Genomic DNA, 19,330 nt, shown 5'->3' with positions numbered 1-19,330 from the left:
GACCGGGTTGACCGCGGTCTGCCACACCACGGCCTGCGAGCCGTACTCGCTCATCGACCACTGGTTGTCCACCACGTGGCCGACCCGCCCTCGCGCCTGCCGACCCACCAGCCGGCCGGCCAGTCGGCCGCCCGGCCTACTCCGCCGTCGGCGCGGCGCGGTGGCGCCTGCGGTCCGGCCGGAACCCGACGGCCAGGACCACCGCTCCGGCGAGCGCGAACCCCGCCGTCCAGAGCGCACCGACGTGCATGGCGTGGAAGAACGCGGCATCGGCCGCCCCTGCGAGCCCGGCGTCGTGCGTGGCGGCCGCGACGTGCCGGGCGAGCTCCGCCGAGACGCGGGCCTGGAGCCGTACCTCGTCCGGCAGGCCGGTGAGGGAGCCGTCGATCGCGCGCCGGTAGACGATCGAGGTGATGGTGCCGCCGGCCGCGATGCCCAGGACGCTGCCGGTCTGGCGCAGGGTGCTGTTGACCGCGCTGCCCGCGCCGGAGCGTTCCAGCGGCAGGGAGCCCAGTACCGCGCCCGTGACGGGTGCGATGACCATGCCGATCGCGGTGCCCTGGACCGCCATGACCACCGAGTACCAGGCGATCGGCGTGGTCGCGCCGAAGAGGGCCAGGGCGCCCATCGCCAGGGCCGCGACGGCGAGGGAGACGGACGAGACGAGCCGTACGGACGTGCGGCGGGCCAGCCGGACGGCGATCGGCGAGCCGACGACCACGCCGAGGGCGGACGGGAGCCCGAGGAGCGCCGCGTCGAACGCCGAGTAGTGGCGGGCGCCCTGCAGGTAGAAGGCGAGGTAGAACGAGCCGGACGTCAGGGCCAGGAACACCAGCATCAGGGTGACGTTCCCGGCGGCGAACCGGCGCTGCGCCAGCAGCCGCGGGTCGAAGCTCGGGTGGGCGATCCGCAGCTCCGTGATGACGAACGCCCCGATCAGGGCGATGCCGGCCGCGGTGCAGCCCCAGACGCCCGGGTGGGCGAAGGAGGCTTCCTGACCGGCCCGGATCAGGCCGTACGCGAGGAGGCCGAGGCCGGCCGTGGACAGGAGCAGCCCGGCCGGGTCGAGCGGCCGGACCTGGGGGCTGCGGAAGTTGGGCACGTACCGCGCGACGAAGCCGAGGCCGAGGAGCACCACCGGTACGTTGACCAGGAACACCGACCCCCACCAGAACGCCGCGAGCAGCACGCCGGCCAGGATCGGCCCGGCGGCGAGGCCGACGCCGGCGAAGGACGACAGCATGCCGAAGGCGGCCGGGCGTTCCGCGGGCTCGAAGGTCCAGCTGACCACCGCCATGGTGGCCGGTACGAGCAGCGCGGCGCCGGCTCCCATCACGGCGCGGCCGGCGATGAGCTGGGTGGGACCGGCGGCGTAGGCGGCGAGGACGGAGGCGGCGCCGAACAGGGCCATGCCCGCCAGCAGGGTGTTGCGGTGGCCGAAGCGGTCGCCGAGCGCGCCGCCGGTGAACATCAGGCCGGCGAACGCCAGCGTGTAGGCGCCCGTGGCCCACTGGAGCTGGCCGGGGGTGGCGCCCAGTCCCCGGACGGGGTCGGACAGCGTCTCGAAGGCAGTGGACAGGATGGTTCCGTCGAGCCAGATGAGGAGCTGGGAGAAGACGAGGACGCCGAGGACGAGGCGGCGCCGGGCCGGCGGGAGCGGGGACCGGGCCCCTGTGGGAGCGGAGGCCGCCGCCGGCGCCGGTGCCGGGGTCGTGAGCGGCTGTGTGGGCGGTTGTGCGGGCAGTGGTGTGGCGGATGACATGCGTGACTGCCTCCGGATCAGGGTGGGTTCGGGCACGGCCGCGGCGTATCATCGTCAGGTACCTGACGGTCTGCCCATCGTGACAAGTCGTCAAGTACCTGTCAATCATGAATTCGGAGGTCGCCGATGGGCGAGCAGACACAGGGCCGGGTGCTGAGCTTCCTGGTCCGCCAGACCTGGCTCGGCATGCGGGCGGCGATAGGGGCGGAACTGGCGGAATTCGGGCTCACCGTGCCGCAGTTCGCGACCCTGATGATGGTCAGGGCGTCCCCGGGGATGTCCGTGGCGCAGCTGGCCCGCTCGGTGGGCAGCACCCGCCAGGCCGCGAACGAGATGCTCACGGCCCTGGAGCGCGACGGCCTGATCACCCGCTCCCCGCACCCCACCGACCGCAGGACGCACCAGCTGCACGTGACCGACCTCGGCGCCGCGCGCTACGAGAAGGCCTTCCCGGCCGTCGTGCGCCGGGAGGCCGAGCTGGAGGAGGCGCTGGCCCCCGGACAGCGGGAGGCGGCCCTCGCCTGGATGTCGGCCGTCATCTCCGCCTGCCAGGAGCCGGTGGACGGCTGCGACCAGTGAGCCGGGGGCGGCGGCGGGCTCGCGGCGCCGGCCGGCCGCCCTACCGCGTCCGCTCCACGGCCGCCGTCCAGGCGGCGAGGTCCGCGGGGGTGGCCGGGCGGGGTTCGGCGTCGTAGAGCTGGGCCACGCCCTCCTCGGGGCGGGTGGCGGGGTTCGTCGCCCAGAGGTACGTCTCCCCCACCAGGTACTTCCGCTCGGACTCGTCGCTCTGGCTCACCAGCATCTCCCCCGGGGGACTGCCCTTGAGGACGCGTTCGACGCGTACGCGGTAGGCGTCGGACGGCAGCCCTTCGACGGTGCGGCGGCCGAGGTCCTCGACGACGGTGCCGGTGAAGACCGCGGTGGCCTCCGGGGCGACGAGGACCGGGTCCGTGGTGTCGAAGGCGTGGACGGCCTCGCTGACGGCGTGCGCCTCGCGGTACCGCTCCCAGCCGAGCCAGGCCCCGCCGGCGAGCACCGCCGTGGCGGCGGCCGGGACGGCGGCGGCGAGGAGGAGCCTGTTCACGGCCGTCCCCACAGCCGGTGGTAGGCGGCGCGGTCGCCGGCGGTGATCCGGTCGATGCCGAAGCGGGCGGCCTCGGCGTTGTCGGCCCACATGATCGAGCCCGCCCTCGTGCTCTTGTGGCAGAACCCGAGCGCGTGGCCCAGCTCGTGGGTGGCGACGCGGCGCCGGTGCGCGGTCGTGCCGCGGGCGCCCCCGTCGTCGAGGTAGTGGCGGTTCATGGTGATGCTGTCGGCGCCCGGGCGCCCGGTCCAGCGGGCGAGGACGTTCTTCCAGTCGCCGCCGCTCGACCGGGTGTCGTTCCACTCCAGGTCCGCGACCTCCGAGGCGGTGTCCGGCCGGAGGACGACCTTCCTGAGGCCGCCGCCGGTCCACTGGCCGGCGGCGTAGGAGCGGGCGTCGTCGAAGACGGTGTCGTCCTCCCAGGCGATCACCCCGTGGTCCACGGACGAACGCCCGCGGGAGTCGTGGCCGGAGGGGACGCACGCCTCGGGACCCCGTCCGAGGAGCGGCCCGGGGTGCGGCAGCGACAGCAGGACCGTCGCGGCGGTGGAGGCGGCCAGCCCGGTCAGGAAGAGGAACACCCGGGAAAGTTACCCAACGTCAGGCGGTGCGCACAAAGCGTGGCGCCGCGGAGGGGGGCGGGCCGCCCGGCGGCTACCGGCCGGCGCCCGTCCGCGTCCAGTCCAGGTAGGCCTCCGTGGCCCCGTCAGCCGGGAGGACGAACCACTGCGGCACCTCGTGGGTGTGCCGGGCGTGCACCCACTCCCGCAGCTCCGCCGCGCGTTCCGGCGTGGTCTGGAAGGAGACCCGGTACTGGCGCTCGTGACGCACCGTCTCCTTCCACCGGGTGAAGGTCGTCATCCGGGCGTCGACGTGCGCCCCGGCCGCGAGCCGTGCCTCCACCGCCCCCTGGGCGATGTCGTAGGCCACCGATTCGTCGTCCACCACGGTCTGGGCGACCACGATCCCGTTCACACCGCTCACTGCCCCACCCCTCCTCGTCCGTCAACGGCCCCCAGCCTAGGGCCCGTGCCGTCCTACATGCGGGCGGGGGCGGGGTCGGAGTCGTTCAGCTCGGCGATCAGGGCGTTGCGGCCGGCCAGCATCTCCGTGAGGATCCGGCGGGCGGCGCGCAGGAGTTCGGCGACGTCGCCGCCGGCGAGGGCGTACGTGACGGTCGAGCCCTCACGGGTGGAGACGACGATGCCCGAGCGGCGCAGGACGGCCAGCTGCTGCGACAGGTTGGACGCCTCGACGTCGATCTCGGCGAGCAGGTCCCGTACGGGCATGGGGCCGTCCTGGAGGAGCTCCAGCACGCGGATGCGCACCGGGTGACCGAGCATCCGGAAGAACTCGGCCTTGGCCTGGTACAGCGGGACCTGCATTCCCACGACGCTCCTGTTCCTCTTCGAACGGACTCCGGCTCGGGCGGGGATCACCACCCCCACCCATCGTCGCGTCCTGTCGGCCCACGCGGAACCGATGATGACCGGTTTCACATGTTCCGAGTTGAAGAGTTCTTCAACTCATGGGCATGCGTGGGCCCGACGGACGCCGCGGCTAGACCTCCAGCTCGGCTTCGATGCGGCTGAGCTGGTGGCGGGCCATCGCCAGGTTCGACCGGCCCCGGTCCAGGACCAGGTAGAGGAACAGACCGCCGCCGGAGCGGCTGCGCCGGATCCGGATCAGGTGGTACTGACCGCCCAGGGTGATCAGCACGTCCTCGATGTCGTCCTGCATGCCGAGCATCTCCATCGTGCGCAGCTTGGCCCGGATGACGTCGGTGTTCCCGGCGGCCGCCACCGTCAGGTCCAGGTCCTTGCCCCCGCCGAGCGTGCCCAGGGCCATGCCGCTGGCGTAGTCGACCAGCGCCACCCCCAGGGCACCTTCGATCGAGGTCATCGCTTCCTTCAGTGACACTTCCACGTTCGCCATGGCTGTCCTCCGCTGGTGTCATGTGCCGGACGCGGCACGGATCTTCCGTACCGGGACGCTACCGATCGCGCGGCTCCGCCTGGCGGGATCAACGGAATTGGCCGGATTCCGCCGCCGTCAGGCGGCGTGGGCGGCGGGCTCGCGCAGACGCGCCGCCGCCGTGCGCCAGGCGTCGGTGACGGCGGCGTGGGCCTGGAGGGTGCGGGCGGCGGTGTCGCCGGTCAGCTCCAGCGGGCGTCCGACGTGGACGTGCATCCGGGGCCGGCGCAGCGGGGCCGTGACGAGGCCGGCGACCTGCTTGGCGGTGCCTCCGGAGGTGATGCGCCGGGCCCCGGCCTGGCCCACGGGCACGACGGGCGCCCCGGTGCGCGTGACCAGCCGGGCGAGGCCGCTGCGGAAGGCCAGGGGCGCGGCCTCGGCGGCGTCGCGGCGGGTGGGGATGCCGCCCTCGGCGTACATGAGCACCGAGCGGCCGTCCGCGAGGGCGGACGCGGCGCGGTCGATGGCCTCGGCCGCCCGCCGCTCCCCCCGGTGAACGGGGATGTGGCCCTCGCGGACGAGCAGGCGGCCCAGCACCGGGGCCCGCCACAGGCCTGCGGCGGCCATGACGACGGGTTCGACGCCGCAGCGGCGCAGGGCGGCGAGGACCACGGCGGGGTCGGCGAGGGAGGTGTGGTTGGCGACGATGACGCTGCCGGGCGGCACGTGGGCGCCGGGCTCGGTGGTGACGCGGACGTGTCCGAAGGTGGGGACGAGGAGCTGGGCGAGGCGGCTGAGCATGGCGTTCTTTCCCGTTGGTGACGGCGTCTACGACGACTGCGGCGACTGCGGCGACTGCGGCGACTGCGGCGACTGCTCCCAGAGTCGTCAACGCACGCCCGGACCGCCTGAGTCGTCGTACTCAGGCGGCGCGTGTCGCCCTACCCAGATGATGCCCGGGGCCTGCCGCGGAGCTCCTCGGGGCCGACGAACCCGGTCTCGTCGCGGCCGGCGGCGAGGAACGCGTCGACCTGCGGGGCGGACGCCAGCCGGGCCTGCCAGATGCCGAGGACCTCGTACGGCCCGGCCAGGGAGAACGTACGGCGGGCCTCTTCGAGCGCCCGCGCCCACTCCGCCTCGAAGGCCGGCACCCAGCGCTCGGCCCGCCGGTCGGCGCGCAACTGCGCGAGGAGTTCGGCCGGAGCCCCGGGCGCCGGCGCGCGGCCGCCCGGCGGGGCGGGTACGTGATCGGGCTGTGCGCTCACGGGCTCCTCCAGGCGGGTCGTGCCCCCCACGGTAGCCGCCCGGGGCCCGGCCGACGGCCGCGGCCGGCCCGGCGGCCGGGAACACCGGTCCAAGGACCTCCCGGTGGCGGTTTAATCGTTGTCCGATCACATGATCATGGTGGTAGACAGGCGGGGTGCAGAACACTCTTGAGTTCACCGACCTCCTGCGGCTGATCGACGAACGGTCGACCGCCTTCCGTGCCGTGGTGGCGTCCGCGGCCGACCTCGACGTGCAGGTACCCAGCTGCCCCGAGTGGAAGCTGTCCGACCTCGTACGGCACCTCGGCGGCGGCGACCGCTTCTGGGCCGCCATCGTCAGCGCGGGTCCCGCCGACGGTCCCCCGGCCGGTGCCGTCGAGGCGCGGGCCGCGCTGGTCGTCCCGACGGAGCGCGAGGCCCTGGTGGCGTGGCTGGAGGAGTCGACCCGGCAGCTGCTGGAGGCGCTGCGGGAGGCCGGCCCGGACGCCGGCTGCTGGGCCTGGTGGGAGGAACTGCAGTCTCCGCTCACCGCCGGGACCGTCGCCCGGCACCGGGCCCAGGAGAGCGCGGTCCACACCTGGGACGCCGGGCTCTCGCTGGGCGAGCCGCGACCGCTGCCGCAGGAGGTGGCGCTCGACGGTGTCGAGGAGTTCCTGACCACCTGCGTCGCGACCATCAGCCCCTGGCCGCACAAGCCCGCAGCCATCGACTTCCGCACCACCGAGGGCCCCGTCTGGCGTCTCACCCTCGACGGCTCCGGCGCGCGGGCTGCCCGGCTGCCGCTCGGCGCCGACGCGACGGCGGAGGCCGGCGTCCTGGGCACGGCCGGTGAGCTGATCCTCTTCCTCTACAACCGCGTCACGGCGGACTCCCTGCGGATCGACGGGGACGCGGAGCTGTTCGACCGGCTCCGCGACTGGGACCCGAGGGCCTAAACCGGTTCCGGCCCCGGGTCCCCGGTGGTGTCACGCGACGGCGGTCCCCTCCAGCTCGACCATCAGGCCGGGGACCGCCAGCCGCGTCACCCCGAGCAGCGTGCTGGCCGGCGCCACGCCGACGGCGCCCAGCCGCGCCGCCAGTACGCCGTAGTGCCGGTAGAGCAGGTCGACGTCGGTCGTGTAGACGTTGAGCCGGGCGAGGTTCGCCAGGGACATGCCGGCCTCGCCGAGCACGGCCTCCAGGTTGTCGACGCTCAGGGCCAGCTGCGCCCCCATGTCGCCGTCGTGCTGCGGCTTGCCCTCGGCGCTCATCGCGGTCTGCCCCGAGATGTACAGGGTCCGCGTGTGTCCCGAGACCAACTCACCCTGGTTGAAGCCGAATTCCGTCGACCACGGCACCGGGTTGACCGCTGTTCGTTCCATCGCCACGTCAGCTCCGTTCGATTCACTGCGAGTAGGTGGGCAGGTAGGTGCGTACGCGCGTCGGGGCCGGCCCGGCGAGCCCGCCCGGCTCCGACGTCGTGGGAATGAGCCTCGCAGGGAATCACGACATCCTCGGTCAGGTATTCGGTTAGGGTTCCGGCATGCGCGCCGATCGGCTGGTCTCGCTGGTGCTCCTGCTGCGGCAGCGCGGCCGGCTGACCGCTGACACCCTGGCGCGCGAACTGGACGTGTCCACGCGCACCGTGCTGCGCGACATCGAGGCGCTCTCCGCGGCCGGCGTCCCCGTCTACGCCGAACGCGGCCGGCACGGCGGCTTCTCGCTGCTGCCCGGTTTCCGCACCGAGCTGACCGGGCTCAACCACGACGAGGCCCTCGCCCTGCTGACCGCCGGATCGGGGCGCGGCGAGCTGGTGTTCGGGCTGGGCTCGGCGCTCTCCTCGGCCATGCGCAAGGTCGTCGACGCGCTGCCCGAGGGGCATCGGGCGGTCGCGAGCGACGCGGCCCAGCGGTTCCTCGTCGATCCCGAGAGCGATCTGCTCTCGCGCCGGACCGCCGCCGACGACGAGACGTCCGGCACCGCGGTGACCGAGGTCCGGCGGGCGGTGCTGGCCGGGCACAAACTGCGCATCCACTACGCGGCCACGGGCGAGGCGCCGCGGTGGCGGACGGTCGACCCGATCGGGCTGGTCACCGTACGCGACCGGGGCTACCTGCTGGCCACGAGAGCGGGCGCGGACCGCACCTACCGGCTGTCGCGGGTGTCGGCGGCCGAGGTGCTCCCCGAGGCGGCGGAGCGGCCGAACCGGGTCGACCTGGACCGGATCTGGCAGGAGCGTTCCGCGCGGTTCCTCGCCGGCGGCGAGCACCTCACGGTGCTGGTACGGGTGGACCCGGCGCGGCGGGAAGAGCTGCTGGACACCGCGCTGGCCGTGCGCGCCGAGGAACCCGGCACGCGGGAGCCCGGCACGGACGACGGCTGGGTGCGGCTGGAGGCGACCTTCCAGGACGCACGGCACGCCGAGTGGGCGCTGTGGCAGCTCGGCCCGGACGCGGAAGCCCTGGCCCCGCCGTCGCTGCGCGCGGCCCTGCACGACCGCGCCGCCGCGCTCACCGCCCGCTACGCGGACGCGCCGGCGCGCTGACCACCTGTGGACGCCCTCGCGCGGGACGGCCCTCGGGTCAGGGAGGGGTGTCCGGGCCCGGTACGGGGACGTCCAGCCGGGCGGCCACGGTGGTGAGGGCCGGTCCCAGGGGGAGGGCGACGCGGGCGGCGGCGTGCCGGTCGCCGCGGGTGGGGTCCTGGTTGACGATCAGCACCGGTTTCCCCGCGCGGGCCGCCTCGCGGACGAAGCGGAGCCCGGACATCACGGTCAGCGAGGAGCCCAGGACCAGCAGTGAGGCCGCCGCGTCGACCAGTGCCCGGCAGTGTTCGACCCGCTGCGGCGGAACGGATTCGCCGAAGAACACCACGTCGGGCTTGAGGACTCCGCCGCAGCGCGCGCAGGGCACCACCCGGAAGTCCGCCACCTGCTCGTCGGTGAGGTCGGCGTCGCCGTCCGGGTTCATCGCGGCGGCCACCGGCGCGAATCCGGGGTTGGCCGCCGCCAGCCGGAGGGCGAGTTCGCCGCGCGGACCGGCGGCGCCGCAGGAGAGGCAGACGACCCGGGCGAGGCTCCCGTGGAGCTCCACCACCGGGTCGCTGCCGGCGGCCTGGTGCAGGCCGTCGACGTTCTGGGTGATGACCCCGGCGAGCAGGCCGTGCCGGCCGAACGCCGCCACCGCCCGGTGCCCGGCATTGGGCCGGGCCCGGCCGAAGGTGCGCCAGCCGAGGTGGCTGCGCGCCCAGTACCGGCGGCGGGCCTGGGCTCCGCCGGTGAAGTCCTGGTAGGTCATCGGGGTGTGCCGGGTCAGGCTCCCGCCCTCGCCGCGGTAGGCGGGTATGCCGGACTCGGTGGAGATGCCGGCCCCGGTGAGCACCAGCACGCCGCCGGCGGCGAGCGCGTCGGCGACGGGGCCGAGGTCCGTGGTGCCGGGGGGCAGGTCCTCGGTCGGGGTCCAGCTCAGGGTGGGGCGCGTGCGCATGCCGCCAGCGTACGGAGGACACGGGCCGGTCGTCGCGTCCAGGCCGTGCCTTTCGGATCGGGCCGGGCCGGCCGGTCCGGTCGGGCTCAGGGCAACGAGCGGGTCAGCCAGACCACTTCACCGCTGTCCTCCGTGGACACGTGGTCCCGCGCGAACCCGAGCTTGTCGAGGACCCGGAGGGACGGTGCGTTCCACGCGCCGACGGTTGCCCAGATCCGCTCCCGCCCCGTCGCGGCGGCGGCTCCGAGCACCGCGCGGGCCGCCTCGGTGGCGTAGCCCCGCCCGTGCGCGCTCCGGAGCAGCTCGTAGGCGATCTCGGGCTCCTCCAGGCTGGAGCGACCGGTGATCAACCCGCAGTAGCCGATGAAGTCCCCTTCGTCACGGCGCTGGATGGGCAGCAGGGCGATCCCGGTGGTCTCGGTCGCGGCGAGCAGCTGCGCGATGGCTGTCCGGATGCGCTCGACGGTGGGCGTCTCCTTGCCGCGTTCGCCGAGCAGGGCGCAGAAATCGGCGGCGTCCGACTCGGCCCACGGCCTGAGTACCAGCCGCTCGGTTTCGAGGTGGAAGGGCATCGTCTCGTACGTGGACATGCCCCCACTCTGCCCCACGGATGATCACGGACCGCAGGGGGGGAGGGGTGGGCGCCCCCTCCTCGGGGTACGGGTACAGGCCCGTCCGACCGCCCCGCCACCAGGAGGACCCGTGCCGCTGCCCAGCCTGCTCGGCGTGTTCGCCCACCCCGACGACGAGTCCCTCGTCGCGGGCGGAGTCCTCGCGCAGCACGCCGCGTCGGGTGCGCGGACCGGCGTCGTCACCACCACCTGGGCGCCCGGCACCCCCCGGGCCGCCGAACTGGCCGACGCCCTCGCGGCGCTCGGCGCCGGCGGGCCCCGCATGCTGGGGTACGCCGACCACCGCGTCCCGGACTCCGCCCCCGGCCGGCCCCGGCTCTGCGACGCCCCGCTCGACGAGGCGGTCGGGCTGCTCGTCGGCCACCTCAGGCGGTTCCGGCCCCGGATCGTCGTCACCCATGACGCGTACGGCCAGCTCACCGGGCACCCCGACCACCGCCACACCCACCGCGTCACGGCGCTCGCGGTGGCCGCCTCCGGCCTGGAGCACCTCTACCCGGAGGCGGGTGCCCCCTGGCAGCCCCACGCCCTGTACGCGGCCACCCACCCGCACTCCGCCCTCGCCGACCTCGCGCCGCTGCTGGCCGGGGTCGGCAAGTCCGTCCTGAGCGTGCCGGAGCACCTGGTCAGCGCCACGGTGGACGTACGCCCGTGGCTCGGCGCCAAGTGGGCCGCCGTCCTCGCGCACCGCAGCGAGGTCGCCCGGGAGCGGGCGCTGCCCGGCATCCTGTCCCGCCTGCCGGCCGGGACGCGGAACCGCGTGATCGGCACCGAGTACTTCATCCGGCTCCACACCCACCCGGCGGCGCGGGGGCTGACCCGGCTGGCCGCGTGAGGTCCCGTCGGGCCGGCCGGGTCAGGGGCAGAGCTGGTTCGGGCGCGGCCGGCACTCGGGCTCCTCCGGGTCCCCGGGGCCGCCGGGGCGGAAGTTGGACCACCACAGGGGGGTCGAGCCGTAGTACACGACCATGTTCCCGGAGTTCTGGATGGCGAGGTGGGCGCCCGGGTGGTAGTGCGTCTGGCTGTTCCAGACGGGGCGCATGGCGGCGTCGTAGACCACCAGGTTGCCGTCCGCCTGCATGTAGAGCTGGTTGCCCACGCCGTAGCTGCCGCGGGCGGTCCAGATCGCCGCGCCGTCGTGGTAGAGCACGGCGTGGCCGTCGCCCTGCATGGCGAGCATGGTCCGGCCGTCCGGCGAGTACCAGGCCTGGCCCCGCGCCAGCATGCTGGTGCCCTGGATGATCGTGTCGCCCGCGGCGGCGGTCGCCGGGGCGGTGGCGGCCGGGGTGGTGGCGGCGGGTGCGGCGGTGGCGGGTCCGGCCAGCAGGCCGGCGGCCGCGAGGACCGTGCCGACGGCGACGGCGGTGTGCGTGGCGAGCGGGCGGCGCGTAAGTCTCATGACGGGTCTGCTCCTCGGTCCGGCCGATGGTCGGTGCCGGCCGGGCGGTGGTGCGCGCTGCGTCCCCCCGCTGCCCACCGCCGCGGCCGGGCCCCAGTGTCACCACGCCCGCGGACGGCGGACAACACCCTTCGAACTCCCTCGAATTCGGACACGTGACGGGTGCCGTGCGGCGCGTCCCGGCCAGTTCCGCGGCCGGCCGCGGCGGGTCCGCGCGGGGGCGGTTAGCGTGCTGTGAGCTGGTCGTCCCTCGTCGCCGTCCCTCCCGGAGAACAGCCGGTGTTACGTGTTCACTTCACCCCGGAGGACCTCGCCCGCGTGCGCGTGGCCCCGTTCCCCGATCCGCTCGCCGAGACGGTCCTGAGCCTGCCCGTGCTCCAGGGGGGCGGCGGGGCGGGCGGTGTCGCGCTCTCGGGATGGCGGGAGCGCACGCGCGGGGGTCTGCAGGCGGCCATGCGGCCGCTGTTCGAACTGGCTCCCGCCGGGGTCGGGGAGTATGTTCCGGAGGTCTTCACGCACGCCGCCACCGGCGCCCTCGGCGACAGCCTCGACCACACCTGGTCGCTGCCCCGCCTCCAGTGGGCGGCGGACTTCCGCGCCGTGGAACAGCAGCGTCCGAGCGCGCCGCGCTGGATCCACGCGCTGCACCACGGGGACCCGGAGTGGGGTGCGGTCGTCGTCAAGGCCTTGAACGCGTACCACGCGGTGGCCGTCGCCCCGTACTGGACGCAGATCGCGGCCGCGGCGCACACCGACCGCACGCGGCGTGCGCTGGTGCTGGCCGACTCCGGTGTCGAGGGGCTCCTCACCGGCCTGCACCCCGAGGTGCGCTGGGCCCCGCCCGTCCTGCACGTCCCGTGCGAGGCCGACGCGGAGCTGCGGCTGGCGGGGCGCGGGCTGCTGCTCGTACCGACGTTCTTCTGGCCGAAGCCGCTGGCCCTGGTCGACAACGCCGACCCGGGCCGGCCGCTGGTGCTGCGCTACCCGGTCGCCCGGGACCTCGCCGACTACGGCCGGGTCTGGGCGCCCTCCGCCCCGGCCCGCCCGGACGGGGCCCTCGGCGCCCTGCTCGGCGCCACCCGGGCGCGGGTCCTGCGGGCCGCCGAGGCGCCCGCGAGCACGGCGGAGCTGGGGCGGCGCACGGGGACGTCCCCCGCGACGGCGAGCCACCACGCCACGGTGCTGCGGGCGGCCGGCCTGCTGACGACGGACCGGGACGGGAACGGGGTCCGCCACGCCCTGACGCCCCTGGGCCGCGCGCTGCTGGGCGACACCCCGTAGGGGGTTTCCCCCTTGTGCTCGGCGGGCCCGGTCGGCAGGGTGTCCAAGGGCGCCTGCTGATCTTGCTTTCGAGGGCTTGGGGGAACGGATGCTGACCGGGATCGCGATCGACGCGCTGGACGTCGTACGCATGGAGCACTTCTGGCGGGAGGCCACGCGGGGCCGGACGGACGGCCTGCGGCTGCGGTTCGTGCCGACGGCGACGCCGAAGGCGGGCAAGAACCGCCTCCACCTCGACCTGGCCGGGGGCCCCGGCTGGGAGGCGGAGGTGGCGCGGCTGCTCTCGCTCGGGGCGACCCGGGCCGACATCGGCCAGGGGGACGTCCCGTGGGACGTGCTGGCCGATCCCGAGGGCAACGAGTTCTGCGTGCTGCGCCCCGGCCACCCCGGCGTGCTCGCCGACTCGGGACTCGTCGCGGTCTGCCTGGACATCGCCGAGGAGGAGCGCCACGCCCAAGAGGCCTTCTGGCCGCCCCGGGCCGGCTGGAACGCGGTCGAGTCCCAGGCCTGGGGCTTCCGGCTCCGCCGGACTCCCACCAGCCCGGTCTCGCTCGTGATGGGGCCGCCGGCGGCGCCGAAGGCGGGGCGGAACAGGCTACGGCTGGAGACCTCCCGTCCCGGCCGGGAGCCGGGCGAGTTCCTCGACGCCGGCGGCAACGAGTTCCACGTCACCGGCTGAGAGCCACCCCCTGTCCCCTCGGCCCGGTTGAGTCTCCCGTGGGGGGAGACACGAAGCTGGGGGCATGGACAGCGACACGCTCTTCTCCATCGGAGAACTATCCCGCCGGACCGGCCTGACGGTGAAGACCATCCGGTTCTACTCCGACGAGGGCATCGTCCCGCCGACCGACCGGAGCCCGGCGGGGTACCGGCTCTACGGCCCCGACGCGCTCGCCCGCCTGGTCCTCGCCCGCACGCTGCGCGACCTCGGGCTGGACCTGGCGGCCGTACGCAGGGTGCTGGACCGGGAGGCGTCCGTACCCGAGGTCGCGGAAGCTCACGCCAGGGCCCTGGACGTGCAGATCCGAATGCTCCGCCTGCGCCGGGCCGTGCTCCGCGCGGTCGCCCGGCGCGCCCCCGACACCATGGAGATGGACCTGATGCACCGACTCGCCACGCTCTCCCGGGCCGAACGGCACCGGCTGGTGGCCGACTTCGTCGACGACGCCTTCGACGGACTCGACGGACTCGACGGACTCGACGCCAACCCCGAGTTCACGTCCCTGATGCGGTCCGCGATGCCCGAACTCCCGGACGATCCGGCGCCCGAGCAGGTCGAGGCCTGGGTGGAACTCGCCGGGCTCTGCCAGGACCCGGACTTCCGTGCCGCGATCCGCCGCGTGGCGCGGGAGCAGGCCGAGGATTCCGCCCGCGAGGACGCGGTCGCCCTGCAGGGCGCCATCGACCGGGCGCTGCGCGAACGCGCCGACGAGGCCGCGGCCGCCGGTCTCCTGCCGGCCTCCGCCGGCGGGGTGCCCCTCGCCGGGTCGCTCGGCGGTCTCTACGCCGACGCGTTCCGGCGGGCCGACTCGGGTGATCTGCGGCGCCGGCTCCTCGCCCGCCTGCGGTCCACCGCGGATCCCGGGGCCGAGCGCTACTGGCGGCTGCCGGCCGCGGTCAACGGGTGGCCCGGGCCGGCGGCCCTCGCCCCGCTCCACCCCTGGTTCACGGCCGTCTCCGCCGTCTCCGGAGGTCCGGGGCGATGAGGAGGCGTGACCTGCGGTTCGGCCTGTACGCGGACGAACAGGGGCTGGCCTGGGTGAGGGAGGTCATCGAGGAAGCGGTGGGCCGCCGGGGGGCCCGGATCACCGGGGAGGTCCTCTCCACGGACACCCTCCCCCACAGCGGGATGACGATCGCCGACATGTACGACCACCTGGCTGAGCAGTGGGCCGTGGAACACCCCGGCCTCAGCGGCGGCGCACGCCGGCTCGTCGAGCTGCGCGTCCACCTGGACTGCTCCCTGCGCACGTGGCGGGCGGTCCACAAGACGGTGATCGCGGCCATGTGCCCGGCGGGCACGGCCCCCCACGTCTGCCGTGTCCCGTGGATGGCCTTCTGACGCCGAGGTCCCGGGAAACCGGCTTGGCGTGGCGCCGCCGGACGCCGAATGATGGCGGGCATGACGACAGCGCATGAGACCGCGTCCGGTGCCGGCAGGCCCGTCGCGTTGGTGACGGGCGTCGGCCGCACCGTCGGGATCGGGGCCGGCATCGCCCGCGGGCTGGCCGCGGCCGGCTGGGACATCGCCTTCACCTACTGGACGCCGTACGACGCGCGCATGAGCTGGGGCGTGGAGGCCGGCGCGACGGACGCCGTCGCCGCCGCTCTGGCGGAGCGGGGCGCCAGGACGGTGGCGGTGGAGGCGGACCTCGCCGATCCCGGTGCTCCCGAGCGCGTCTTCGACGAAGTCGAGGGCGCGCTCGGCGGCGTCACCGCCCTGGTGATGTCCCACTGCGAGTCGGTCGACTCAGGCCTGCTCGACACCACCCTCGAAAGCTTCGACCGCCACTTCGCGGTGAACGCGCGGGCCACCTGGCTGCTGATCCGTGAGTACGGCCGCCGCTTCCGCGGGAGCCCGGGCACCGGCCGCGTGATCGGCCTGACCAGCGACCACACCGTCGGCAACCTGCCGTACGGGGCGAGCAAGGGCGCGCTGGACCGCATCGTGCTGGCCGCCGCGCACGAGCTCGCCCACCTCGGGATCACTGCCAACGTGATCAACCCGGGGCCGGTGGACACCGGGTGGATGTCCGACGGCATCCGCGAGCACGTGCTCGGCCGCACGCCGCTGGGGCGCCTGGGCACCCCGCGGGACGCCGCCCACCTGGTCGGGTTCCTCTGCTCGCCGCAGGGGCAGTGGATCAACGGGCAGCTGCTCAAGAGCGACGGCGGCTTCGCCGGCTGACCGCTCGCCACGGCTCACTTCGTCCAGATGTCCAGGAGCCGGTTCGCGGCCCGGAAGCTGTCGGGCGGACCGGCGTTGCACACCACGGTGACGGCGGTGTTCCGGTCCGGGCTCACCTTGAAGGTGCTGTGGAACTGCTCCCAGTCGCCCCGGTGCACGAGGCTCTTGTCGGGCAGTACGAGGATGCCGGCCCCGTACCGGCCCTCCTCGACTCCGCGCGGGCGCAGGACGTCGCCGACGCCGACCGCTCCGTCGGTGACTCCGGCGAGGAGTTCCTTCCCGCCGACGCGGCCGGTGCGGTAGTTGTCGGCCCAGCGGACGAGTTCTCCGGCGGTGGTCTGCACGGATCCGTCCCCGTACTGCTTCCAGGGGGAGGAGTTCCGGGTGTAGGAGCCGTCCTCCCCGTCGTACGACTTCGCCTTGCCGGGGACGTCGGCCGCCGGGGCGAGGGTCATGCGCAGGTGCAGCGGGGTGAAGAACTCCTGCTGGAGGAAGGCCGGGAAGGGCTTGCCGGTGACCCGCTCGACGACGTGCGCGAGGAGGACGTAGTTGGAGTTGGAGTAGGAGAAGCCCTTGCCGGGCGTCTGCTCGGGCCGTGAGGCGAGGATGGCCGCGAGCGCTTCCTGCTGGCCGGCCGGGTCGGTCACCTTGACGCCCTTGGCCTCCAGCAGGTCCTGGTAGTCGGGGATTCCGCTGGTGTGGCGCATCAGGTCGCCGAGCGTGACGTCCCGGGTCCAGGCGGGCGGGTGGTCGAGGTAGCCGGACAGGGGGTCGTCGAGGGCGAGTCGGTGCCGTCCGGCGAGCAGGAGGACGGCGTCCGCGGTGAACTGCTTGGAGTTGGAGGCCATGTCGAAGACCGTCTCCGGGGTGATGGCACGCCCGGTCCCGAGGTCGGCCTTGCCCCTGCCCTCCTCCCAGACGACCTCGCCGCGCTTGCCGACCGCGGCCGCGCAGCCCGGGCCGTCGGGGGAAGGCACCAGTTCCCGCATGACCTCCGCGCTGCGCTGCTCGCGGTCGTCGCCGCCGTGGGCCTGCGGGGTCAGGGCTCCGGTGAGCACGGCCGCGATCACGGCTCCCCCGGCCGTGCACAAGGACGCCGTCCGGTTCACACGGACCACCTTCCTCCCTCCCTCCTTCGAGCCTCCTCCGGCGGCAGGGCCGCAGCCAGTCGATCAACAGCCTCCGGAACGCCCCGGGCCGCGGAAAACGGGTGTCCGCCGCGGCCCGGGGTACAGCACAATCACCGCATGGCAGACATGGGACTGTTCCGGAACGCGGTCGCCGACTGGGCGGCGGGCTCCGCCGACGGGCCGGCCGCGGAGCCGGCCGCGCATCCGGCCGCGCATCCGGCCGCGCATCCGGCATCGGAACTGGCCTCGGAACTGGGCCTCGCGTCGGTGGTGCTGGTCGAAGGGCCCAGCGACCTCGCCGCCGTCGAGACCCTGGCGGCACGCCTGGACCGGGACCTGCCCGCGGAGGGCGTCTGCGTCCTCTCCATGGGCGGAGCGATGAACGTCGGCCGCTACGCCCGGCTCCTGGGCCCGCCGGGACTGGGACTGCGCCTCACCGGGCTGTGCGACGAGCGGGAGCGGCCCTACTTCGACCGCGGCTTCCAGCGGGCCGGGGCTCCCCGCCACGAGGTCTTCGTCTGCGTGGAGGACCTGGAGGAGGAGTTCATCCGCGCGCTGGGCGTGCCGCGGGTGGAAGGGGTCATCGAGGCCGAGGGCGATCTCGTCCCCTGGCAGACCTTCGTGCGCCAGCCCGCGCAGCGGGGCCGCGACCCGCACCACCGGATGCGGCGCTTCCTCGGCACCAAGAAGGGCCGCAAGATCCGCTATGGGCACCTCCTCGCCCAGGCCCTCGACCTGGCTCTCCTCCCCGCACCCCTCGACGCGCTGCTCACCGCCCTGGACCCGGCCCGCGCCGGACGCTGAGGCGGGGCGCCGGCGCGTCCGGGCCGTCACCGGCCGGGACGGGCCAGGCCGGTCAGCAGTACGTCCAGGGCCAGGTCGGTCGCCTCCGGCAGCGGGGTGCCGTCGAGGAGGGAGCCGAGGGCCAGCGTCGCCAGGCCGTGGACGGTGGAGAAGGCGACCTGGGCGAGGCGGGCCGGGTCGCCCTCGCGGACGAACCCCTCCGCCTGGGCCTGCGCGATGAGTCCGGCGGTGGTGTCGAGGCTGCGGTGCCCGAGCTCCCGGAGTTCGGCGCTGGAGTCGTCGGCGCGCTTGGCGCTGAACATCAGGTTCAGCAGGGGCGCGTGGGTGACGGCGAAGTCGACGTACGCCCGTCCCAGGGCGGCCAGGCGGTCCGGCACCGGGCCGGGCGCTTCGGCGGCGGCGTGCAGGCGGGCGTTCAGCCGGGTGAAGCCGCTGACGGCGAGGGCGTCCAGCAGGGCCTGGCGGTCGCGGAAGTGGCGCGAGGGCGCGGCGTGGCTGACGCCGAGGTCGCGTGCCAGGGCCCGGAGGGACAGGCCCTCCACGCCCGATTCGGTGAGGACGGTCTCGGCGCGCTCCAGCAGGGCGGTCCGGAGGTTGCCGTGGTGGTAGGGCCCCTCGGTCAAGGCGGGCTCCCCTCTCCTGATGTTGTCATTGACTACAATGATGTCGCCGCCTACATTCATGTGCGTCCAACACGTGGAAACGGAGCAGCCGACGATGCCTATGACATACCAGGGGACGGTCACCCTGATCACCGGGGCGAGCGCCGGGCTCGGCGTCGAGTTCGCCCGCCAGTGGGCCGCGCGCGGAGCCGACCTCGTGCTCGTCGCCCGCCGCCTCGACCGGCTCGAAGAGCTGGCGGCGGATCTGGAGAAGCGCCACGGCGTCACCGCCCACGCGATCGCCGCGGACCTCGCCCTGCCGGGAGCCGCGGCCGCGCTGCGCGCGGAGCTCGACGCCCGCGGGATCACGGTGCACTCCCTCATCAACAACGCCGGCTTCGGCAGCCACGGCCCGTTCGTCCGCCAGGACGTGGCGCAGATCAACGAGATGATCCAGCTGAACGTGACGGCCGTCGCCGAGCTGACCCGGGCGTTCCTGCCCGACCTCGTGTCCGACGGCCGGGGTGCGCTGGTGAACGTGGCGAGCGCGGCGGCCTACCAGCCGACCCCCGCGATGGCGGTCTACGGCGCCGGCAAGGCCTTCGTCCTGAACTTCACCGAGGCCGTCGGCTACGAGACCCGGAACTCGACGCTGCGGGTGCTCGCAGTGTCGCCGGGTCCGGTCAGCACCGAGTTCTTCGACGTCGTCGGCAGCCGGGACGCGGCCGTCGGCCGGATGGCCACGCCCGAGCAGGTGGTGACCGCGACTCGACGCGCCCTGGAGCGCACCAAGACCCCGCCCAGCATCGTGGCCGGCCTCGCCAACCGCGTCTCCGCGGCGGCCGCCGCGCTGACTCCCCGGCGCCTGACCCTGGCGGTGTCGGGACGGATCCTGAAGGCCTGACGCCTCCGGCCCCCGTGCATGCGCACGCGCATGCACGTACGGGAACGCCCGGCCGAGGGTCTCGGCCGGGCGTTCCCGTACGCACGTCTGCTGCTGTGGTGTCCGCTGGTGGTTTAGTACCAGTGGTTGGCCTGCCAGAAGTTCCAGGCCTCGACCGGGCTGCCGTAGCGCTCGTTCATGT

25 protein-coding genes are annotated in these 19,330 nt (G+C 74.5%); 11 read left to right on the top strand and 14 right to left on the bottom strand.

Annotation, left to right across the window (positions count from 1 at the left end; all coding sequences use genetic code 11):
- Positions 1–136: 136 nt before the first annotated feature.
- Positions 137–1,762, bottom strand: a complete 1,626-nt coding sequence (locus ACQKM2_RS39215) for an MFS transporter (RefSeq protein ID WP_427718604.1) — start codon at positions 1,760–1,762, stop codon at positions 137–139.
- A gap of 126 nt (positions 1,763–1,888) precedes the next feature.
- On the opposite strand from ACQKM2_RS39215, the gene ACQKM2_RS39210 reads away from it, so the two are divergent.
- The gene (locus ACQKM2_RS39210; protein ID WP_427718602.1) at positions 1,889–2,341 is read left to right on the top strand and encodes a MarR family winged helix-turn-helix transcriptional regulator; all 453 of its coding nucleotides are present in this window, start codon (positions 1,889–1,891) and stop codon (positions 2,339–2,341) included.
- Positions 2,342–2,381: 40 nt separating this feature from the next.
- On the opposite strand, the gene ACQKM2_RS39205 is transcribed toward ACQKM2_RS39210, so the two are convergent.
- The 7 genes from ACQKM2_RS39205 to ACQKM2_RS39175 form a co-directional block, all read right to left on the bottom strand.
- Positions 2,382–2,846, bottom strand: a complete 465-nt coding sequence (locus ACQKM2_RS39205; RefSeq protein WP_427718599.1) for a hypothetical protein — start codon at positions 2,844–2,846, stop codon at positions 2,382–2,384.
- Positions 2,843–3,427, bottom strand: coding sequence for a hypothetical protein (locus ACQKM2_RS39200; RefSeq protein WP_427718596.1), 585 nt, complete (start codon positions 3,425–3,427; stop codon positions 2,843–2,845). The genes ACQKM2_RS39205 and ACQKM2_RS39200 overlap by 4 nt, the downstream gene beginning before the upstream one ends.
- Before the next feature lie 73 nt (positions 3,428–3,500).
- Positions 3,501–3,830: a divalent-cation tolerance protein CutA gene (cutA, locus tag ACQKM2_RS39195; RefSeq protein ID WP_427718593.1), complete on the bottom strand. Its 330-nt coding sequence runs from the start codon at positions 3,828–3,830 to the stop codon at positions 3,501–3,503.
- Between the two features lie 53 nt (positions 3,831–3,883).
- Positions 3,884–4,231, bottom strand: coding sequence for an ArsR/SmtB family transcription factor (locus ACQKM2_RS39190; RefSeq protein ID WP_007261942.1), 348 nt, complete (start codon positions 4,229–4,231; stop codon positions 3,884–3,886).
- A gap of 175 nt (positions 4,232–4,406) precedes the next feature.
- On the bottom strand, positions 4,407–4,781 hold the full coding sequence (locus tag ACQKM2_RS39185; protein ID WP_007261943.1) for a hypothetical protein: 375 nt from the start codon (positions 4,779–4,781) through the stop codon (positions 4,407–4,409).
- 117 nt (positions 4,782–4,898) lie between these two features.
- A complete protein-coding gene (locus tag ACQKM2_RS39180; protein WP_427718591.1) occupies positions 4,899–5,561 on the bottom strand; it encodes a lysophospholipid acyltransferase family protein in 663 nt (220 codons plus the stop codon).
- Positions 5,562–5,701: 140 nt separating this feature from the next.
- A complete protein-coding gene (locus ACQKM2_RS39175; RefSeq protein WP_427718588.1) occupies positions 5,702–6,025 on the bottom strand; it encodes a DUF6247 family protein in 324 nt (107 codons plus the stop codon).
- Between the two features lie 155 nt (positions 6,026–6,180).
- Here ACQKM2_RS39175 and ACQKM2_RS39170 point away from each other — a divergent pair, with 155 nt between their 5' ends.
- On the top strand, positions 6,181–6,960 hold the full coding sequence (locus ACQKM2_RS39170; RefSeq protein ID WP_427718585.1) for a maleylpyruvate isomerase family mycothiol-dependent enzyme: 780 nt from the start codon (positions 6,181–6,183) through the stop codon (positions 6,958–6,960).
- Positions 6,961–6,990: 30 nt separating this feature from the next.
- Here the strand turns inward: ACQKM2_RS39170 and ACQKM2_RS39165 are convergent, their stop codons facing one another.
- On the bottom strand, positions 6,991–7,386 hold the full coding sequence (locus ACQKM2_RS39165; RefSeq protein ID WP_427718582.1) for a RidA family protein: 396 nt from the start codon (positions 7,384–7,386) through the stop codon (positions 6,991–6,993).
- A 161-nt stretch (positions 7,387–7,547) separates the two neighbouring features.
- On the opposite strand from ACQKM2_RS39165, the gene ACQKM2_RS39160 reads away from it, so the two are divergent.
- The gene (locus ACQKM2_RS39160; RefSeq protein WP_427718579.1) at positions 7,548–8,549 is read left to right on the top strand and encodes a helix-turn-helix transcriptional regulator; all 1,002 of its coding nucleotides are present in this window, start codon (positions 7,548–7,550) and stop codon (positions 8,547–8,549) included.
- A 37-nt stretch (positions 8,550–8,586) separates the two neighbouring features.
- On the opposite strand, the gene ACQKM2_RS39155 is transcribed toward ACQKM2_RS39160, so the two are convergent.
- Positions 8,587–9,489 (bottom strand): NAD-dependent protein deacetylase, encoded by a 903-nt coding sequence (locus ACQKM2_RS39155; RefSeq protein ID WP_427718577.1) that lies wholly within the window; start codon positions 9,487–9,489, stop codon positions 8,587–8,589.
- 86 nt (positions 9,490–9,575) lie between these two features.
- Positions 9,576–10,079 (bottom strand): GNAT family N-acetyltransferase, encoded by a 504-nt coding sequence (locus tag ACQKM2_RS39150; protein ID WP_427718575.1) that lies wholly within the window; start codon positions 10,077–10,079, stop codon positions 9,576–9,578.
- 112 nt (positions 10,080–10,191) lie between these two features.
- Here ACQKM2_RS39150 and ACQKM2_RS39145 point away from each other — a divergent pair, with 112 nt between their 5' ends.
- Positions 10,192–10,956 (top strand): PIG-L deacetylase family protein, encoded by a 765-nt coding sequence (locus ACQKM2_RS39145; RefSeq protein ID WP_427718572.1) that lies wholly within the window; start codon positions 10,192–10,194, stop codon positions 10,954–10,956.
- Positions 10,957–10,977: 21 nt separating this feature from the next.
- Here ACQKM2_RS39145 and ACQKM2_RS39140 read toward each other — a convergent pair whose 3' ends face one another.
- Positions 10,978–11,520 carry a hypothetical protein gene (locus tag ACQKM2_RS39140; protein WP_427718569.1) on the bottom strand — a complete coding sequence of 181 codons (543 nt, stop codon included), beginning with the start codon at positions 11,518–11,520 and terminating at the stop codon, positions 10,978–10,980.
- Between the two features lie 279 nt (positions 11,521–11,799).
- On the opposite strand from ACQKM2_RS39140, the gene ACQKM2_RS39135 reads away from it, so the two are divergent.
- The 5 genes from ACQKM2_RS39135 to ACQKM2_RS39115 all read left to right on the top strand — a co-directional run bounded on the left by ACQKM2_RS39135 (position 11,800) and on the right by ACQKM2_RS39115 (position 15,709).
- Positions 11,800–12,801: an ArsR/SmtB family transcription factor gene (locus ACQKM2_RS39135; protein ID WP_427718567.1), complete on the top strand. Its 1,002-nt coding sequence runs from the start codon at positions 11,800–11,802 to the stop codon at positions 12,799–12,801.
- Positions 12,802–12,889: 88 nt separating this feature from the next.
- Positions 12,890–13,480: a VOC family protein gene (locus ACQKM2_RS39130; RefSeq protein ID WP_427718564.1), complete on the top strand. Its 591-nt coding sequence runs from the start codon at positions 12,890–12,892 to the stop codon at positions 13,478–13,480.
- Between the two features lie 64 nt (positions 13,481–13,544).
- Positions 13,545–14,507: a MerR family transcriptional regulator gene (locus ACQKM2_RS39125; RefSeq protein ID WP_427718561.1), complete on the top strand. Its 963-nt coding sequence runs from the start codon at positions 13,545–13,547 to the stop codon at positions 14,505–14,507.
- Positions 14,504–14,863 (top strand): hypothetical protein, encoded by a 360-nt coding sequence (locus ACQKM2_RS39120; RefSeq protein ID WP_427718559.1) that lies wholly within the window; start codon positions 14,504–14,506, stop codon positions 14,861–14,863. Before ACQKM2_RS39125 ends, ACQKM2_RS39120 begins: the two co-directional genes overlap by 4 nt.
- A 60-nt stretch (positions 14,864–14,923) precedes the next feature.
- The gene (locus ACQKM2_RS39115) at positions 14,924–15,709 is read left to right on the top strand and encodes an SDR family oxidoreductase (protein WP_427718556.1); all 786 of its coding nucleotides are present in this window, start codon (positions 14,924–14,926) and stop codon (positions 15,707–15,709) included.
- A 14-nt stretch (positions 15,710–15,723) separates the two neighbouring features.
- On the opposite strand, the gene ACQKM2_RS39110 is transcribed toward ACQKM2_RS39115, so the two are convergent.
- A complete protein-coding gene (locus ACQKM2_RS39110; RefSeq protein ID WP_427718554.1) occupies positions 15,724–16,818 on the bottom strand; it encodes a serine hydrolase domain-containing protein in 1,095 nt (364 codons plus the stop codon).
- Positions 16,819–16,956: 138 nt separating this feature from the next.
- On the opposite strand from ACQKM2_RS39110, the gene ACQKM2_RS39105 reads away from it, so the two are divergent.
- Positions 16,957–17,643, top strand: a complete 687-nt coding sequence (locus ACQKM2_RS39105; RefSeq protein WP_427718551.1) for a TOPRIM nucleotidyl transferase/hydrolase domain-containing protein — start codon at positions 16,957–16,959, stop codon at positions 17,641–17,643.
- Positions 17,644–17,669: 26 nt separating this feature from the next.
- Here the strand turns inward: ACQKM2_RS39105 and ACQKM2_RS39100 are convergent, their stop codons facing one another.
- Positions 17,670–18,266: a TetR/AcrR family transcriptional regulator gene (locus tag ACQKM2_RS39100; protein ID WP_427718548.1), complete on the bottom strand. Its 597-nt coding sequence runs from the start codon at positions 18,264–18,266 to the stop codon at positions 17,670–17,672.
- A gap of 94 nt (positions 18,267–18,360) precedes the next feature.
- Between ACQKM2_RS39100 and ACQKM2_RS39095 the strand changes: the two genes are divergently transcribed.
- Positions 18,361–19,149, top strand: a complete 789-nt coding sequence (locus ACQKM2_RS39095; protein ID WP_427718545.1) for an SDR family NAD(P)-dependent oxidoreductase — start codon at positions 18,361–18,363, stop codon at positions 19,147–19,149.
- The last annotated feature ends 181 nt before the right edge of the window (positions 19,150–19,330 follow it).

The sequence above is a fragment of the Streptomyces sp. NPDC004126 genome, from assembly GCF_050275515.1.
In the GTDB taxonomy this organism is placed as follows: Bacteria; Actinomycetota; Actinomycetes; order Streptomycetales; family Streptomycetaceae; genus Streptomyces.
This window is presented reverse-complemented; position numbering and strand designations above follow the sequence as displayed.

What these genes read in the sequence shown, in the direction of transcription:
- ACQKM2_RS39215 (WP_427718604.1), bottom strand. Translation starts at nt 1,762, where the DNA reads ATGTCATCCGCCACACCACTGCCCGCACAACCGCCCACACAGCCGCTC.
- ACQKM2_RS39210 (WP_427718602.1), top strand. Translation starts at nt 1,889, where the DNA reads ATGGGCGAGCAGACACAGGGCCGGGTGCTGAGCTTCCTGGTCCGCCAG.
- ACQKM2_RS39190 (WP_007261942.1), bottom strand. Translation starts at nt 4,231, where the DNA reads ATGCAGGTCCCGCTGTACCAGGCCAAGGCCGAGTTCTTCCGGATGCTC.
- ACQKM2_RS39185 (WP_007261943.1), bottom strand. Translation starts at nt 4,781, where the DNA reads ATGGCGAACGTGGAAGTGTCACTGAAGGAAGCGATGACCTCGATCGAA.
- ACQKM2_RS39180 (WP_427718591.1), bottom strand. Translation starts at nt 5,561, where the DNA reads ATGCTCAGCCGCCTCGCCCAGCTCCTCGTCCCCACCTTCGGACACGTC.
- ACQKM2_RS39165 (WP_427718582.1), bottom strand. Translation starts at nt 7,386, where the DNA reads ATGGAACGAACAGCGGTCAACCCGGTGCCGTGGTCGACGGAATTCGGC.
- ACQKM2_RS39160 (WP_427718579.1), top strand. Translation starts at nt 7,548, where the DNA reads ATGCGCGCCGATCGGCTGGTCTCGCTGGTGCTCCTGCTGCGGCAGCGC.
- ACQKM2_RS39155 (WP_427718577.1), bottom strand. Translation starts at nt 9,489, where the DNA reads ATGCGCACGCGCCCCACCCTGAGCTGGACCCCGACCGAGGACCTGCCC.
- ACQKM2_RS39150 (WP_427718575.1), bottom strand. Translation starts at nt 10,079, where the DNA reads ATGTCCACGTACGAGACGATGCCCTTCCACCTCGAAACCGAGCGGCTG.
- ACQKM2_RS39140 (WP_427718569.1), bottom strand. Translation starts at nt 11,520, where the DNA reads ATGAGACTTACGCGCCGCCCGCTCGCCACGCACACCGCCGTCGCCGTC.
- ACQKM2_RS39130 (WP_427718564.1), top strand. Translation starts at nt 12,890, where the DNA reads ATGCTGACCGGGATCGCGATCGACGCGCTGGACGTCGTACGCATGGAG.
- ACQKM2_RS39125 (WP_427718561.1), top strand. Translation starts at nt 13,545, where the DNA reads ATGGACAGCGACACGCTCTTCTCCATCGGAGAACTATCCCGCCGGACC.
- ACQKM2_RS39120 (WP_427718559.1), top strand. Translation starts at nt 14,504, where the DNA reads ATGAGGAGGCGTGACCTGCGGTTCGGCCTGTACGCGGACGAACAGGGG.
- ACQKM2_RS39115 (WP_427718556.1), top strand. Translation starts at nt 14,924, where the DNA reads ATGACGACAGCGCATGAGACCGCGTCCGGTGCCGGCAGGCCCGTCGCG.
- ACQKM2_RS39105 (WP_427718551.1), top strand. Translation starts at nt 16,957, where the DNA reads ATGGCAGACATGGGACTGTTCCGGAACGCGGTCGCCGACTGGGCGGCG.
- ACQKM2_RS39095 (WP_427718545.1), top strand. Translation starts at nt 18,361, where the DNA reads ATGCCTATGACATACCAGGGGACGGTCACCCTGATCACCGGGGCGAGC.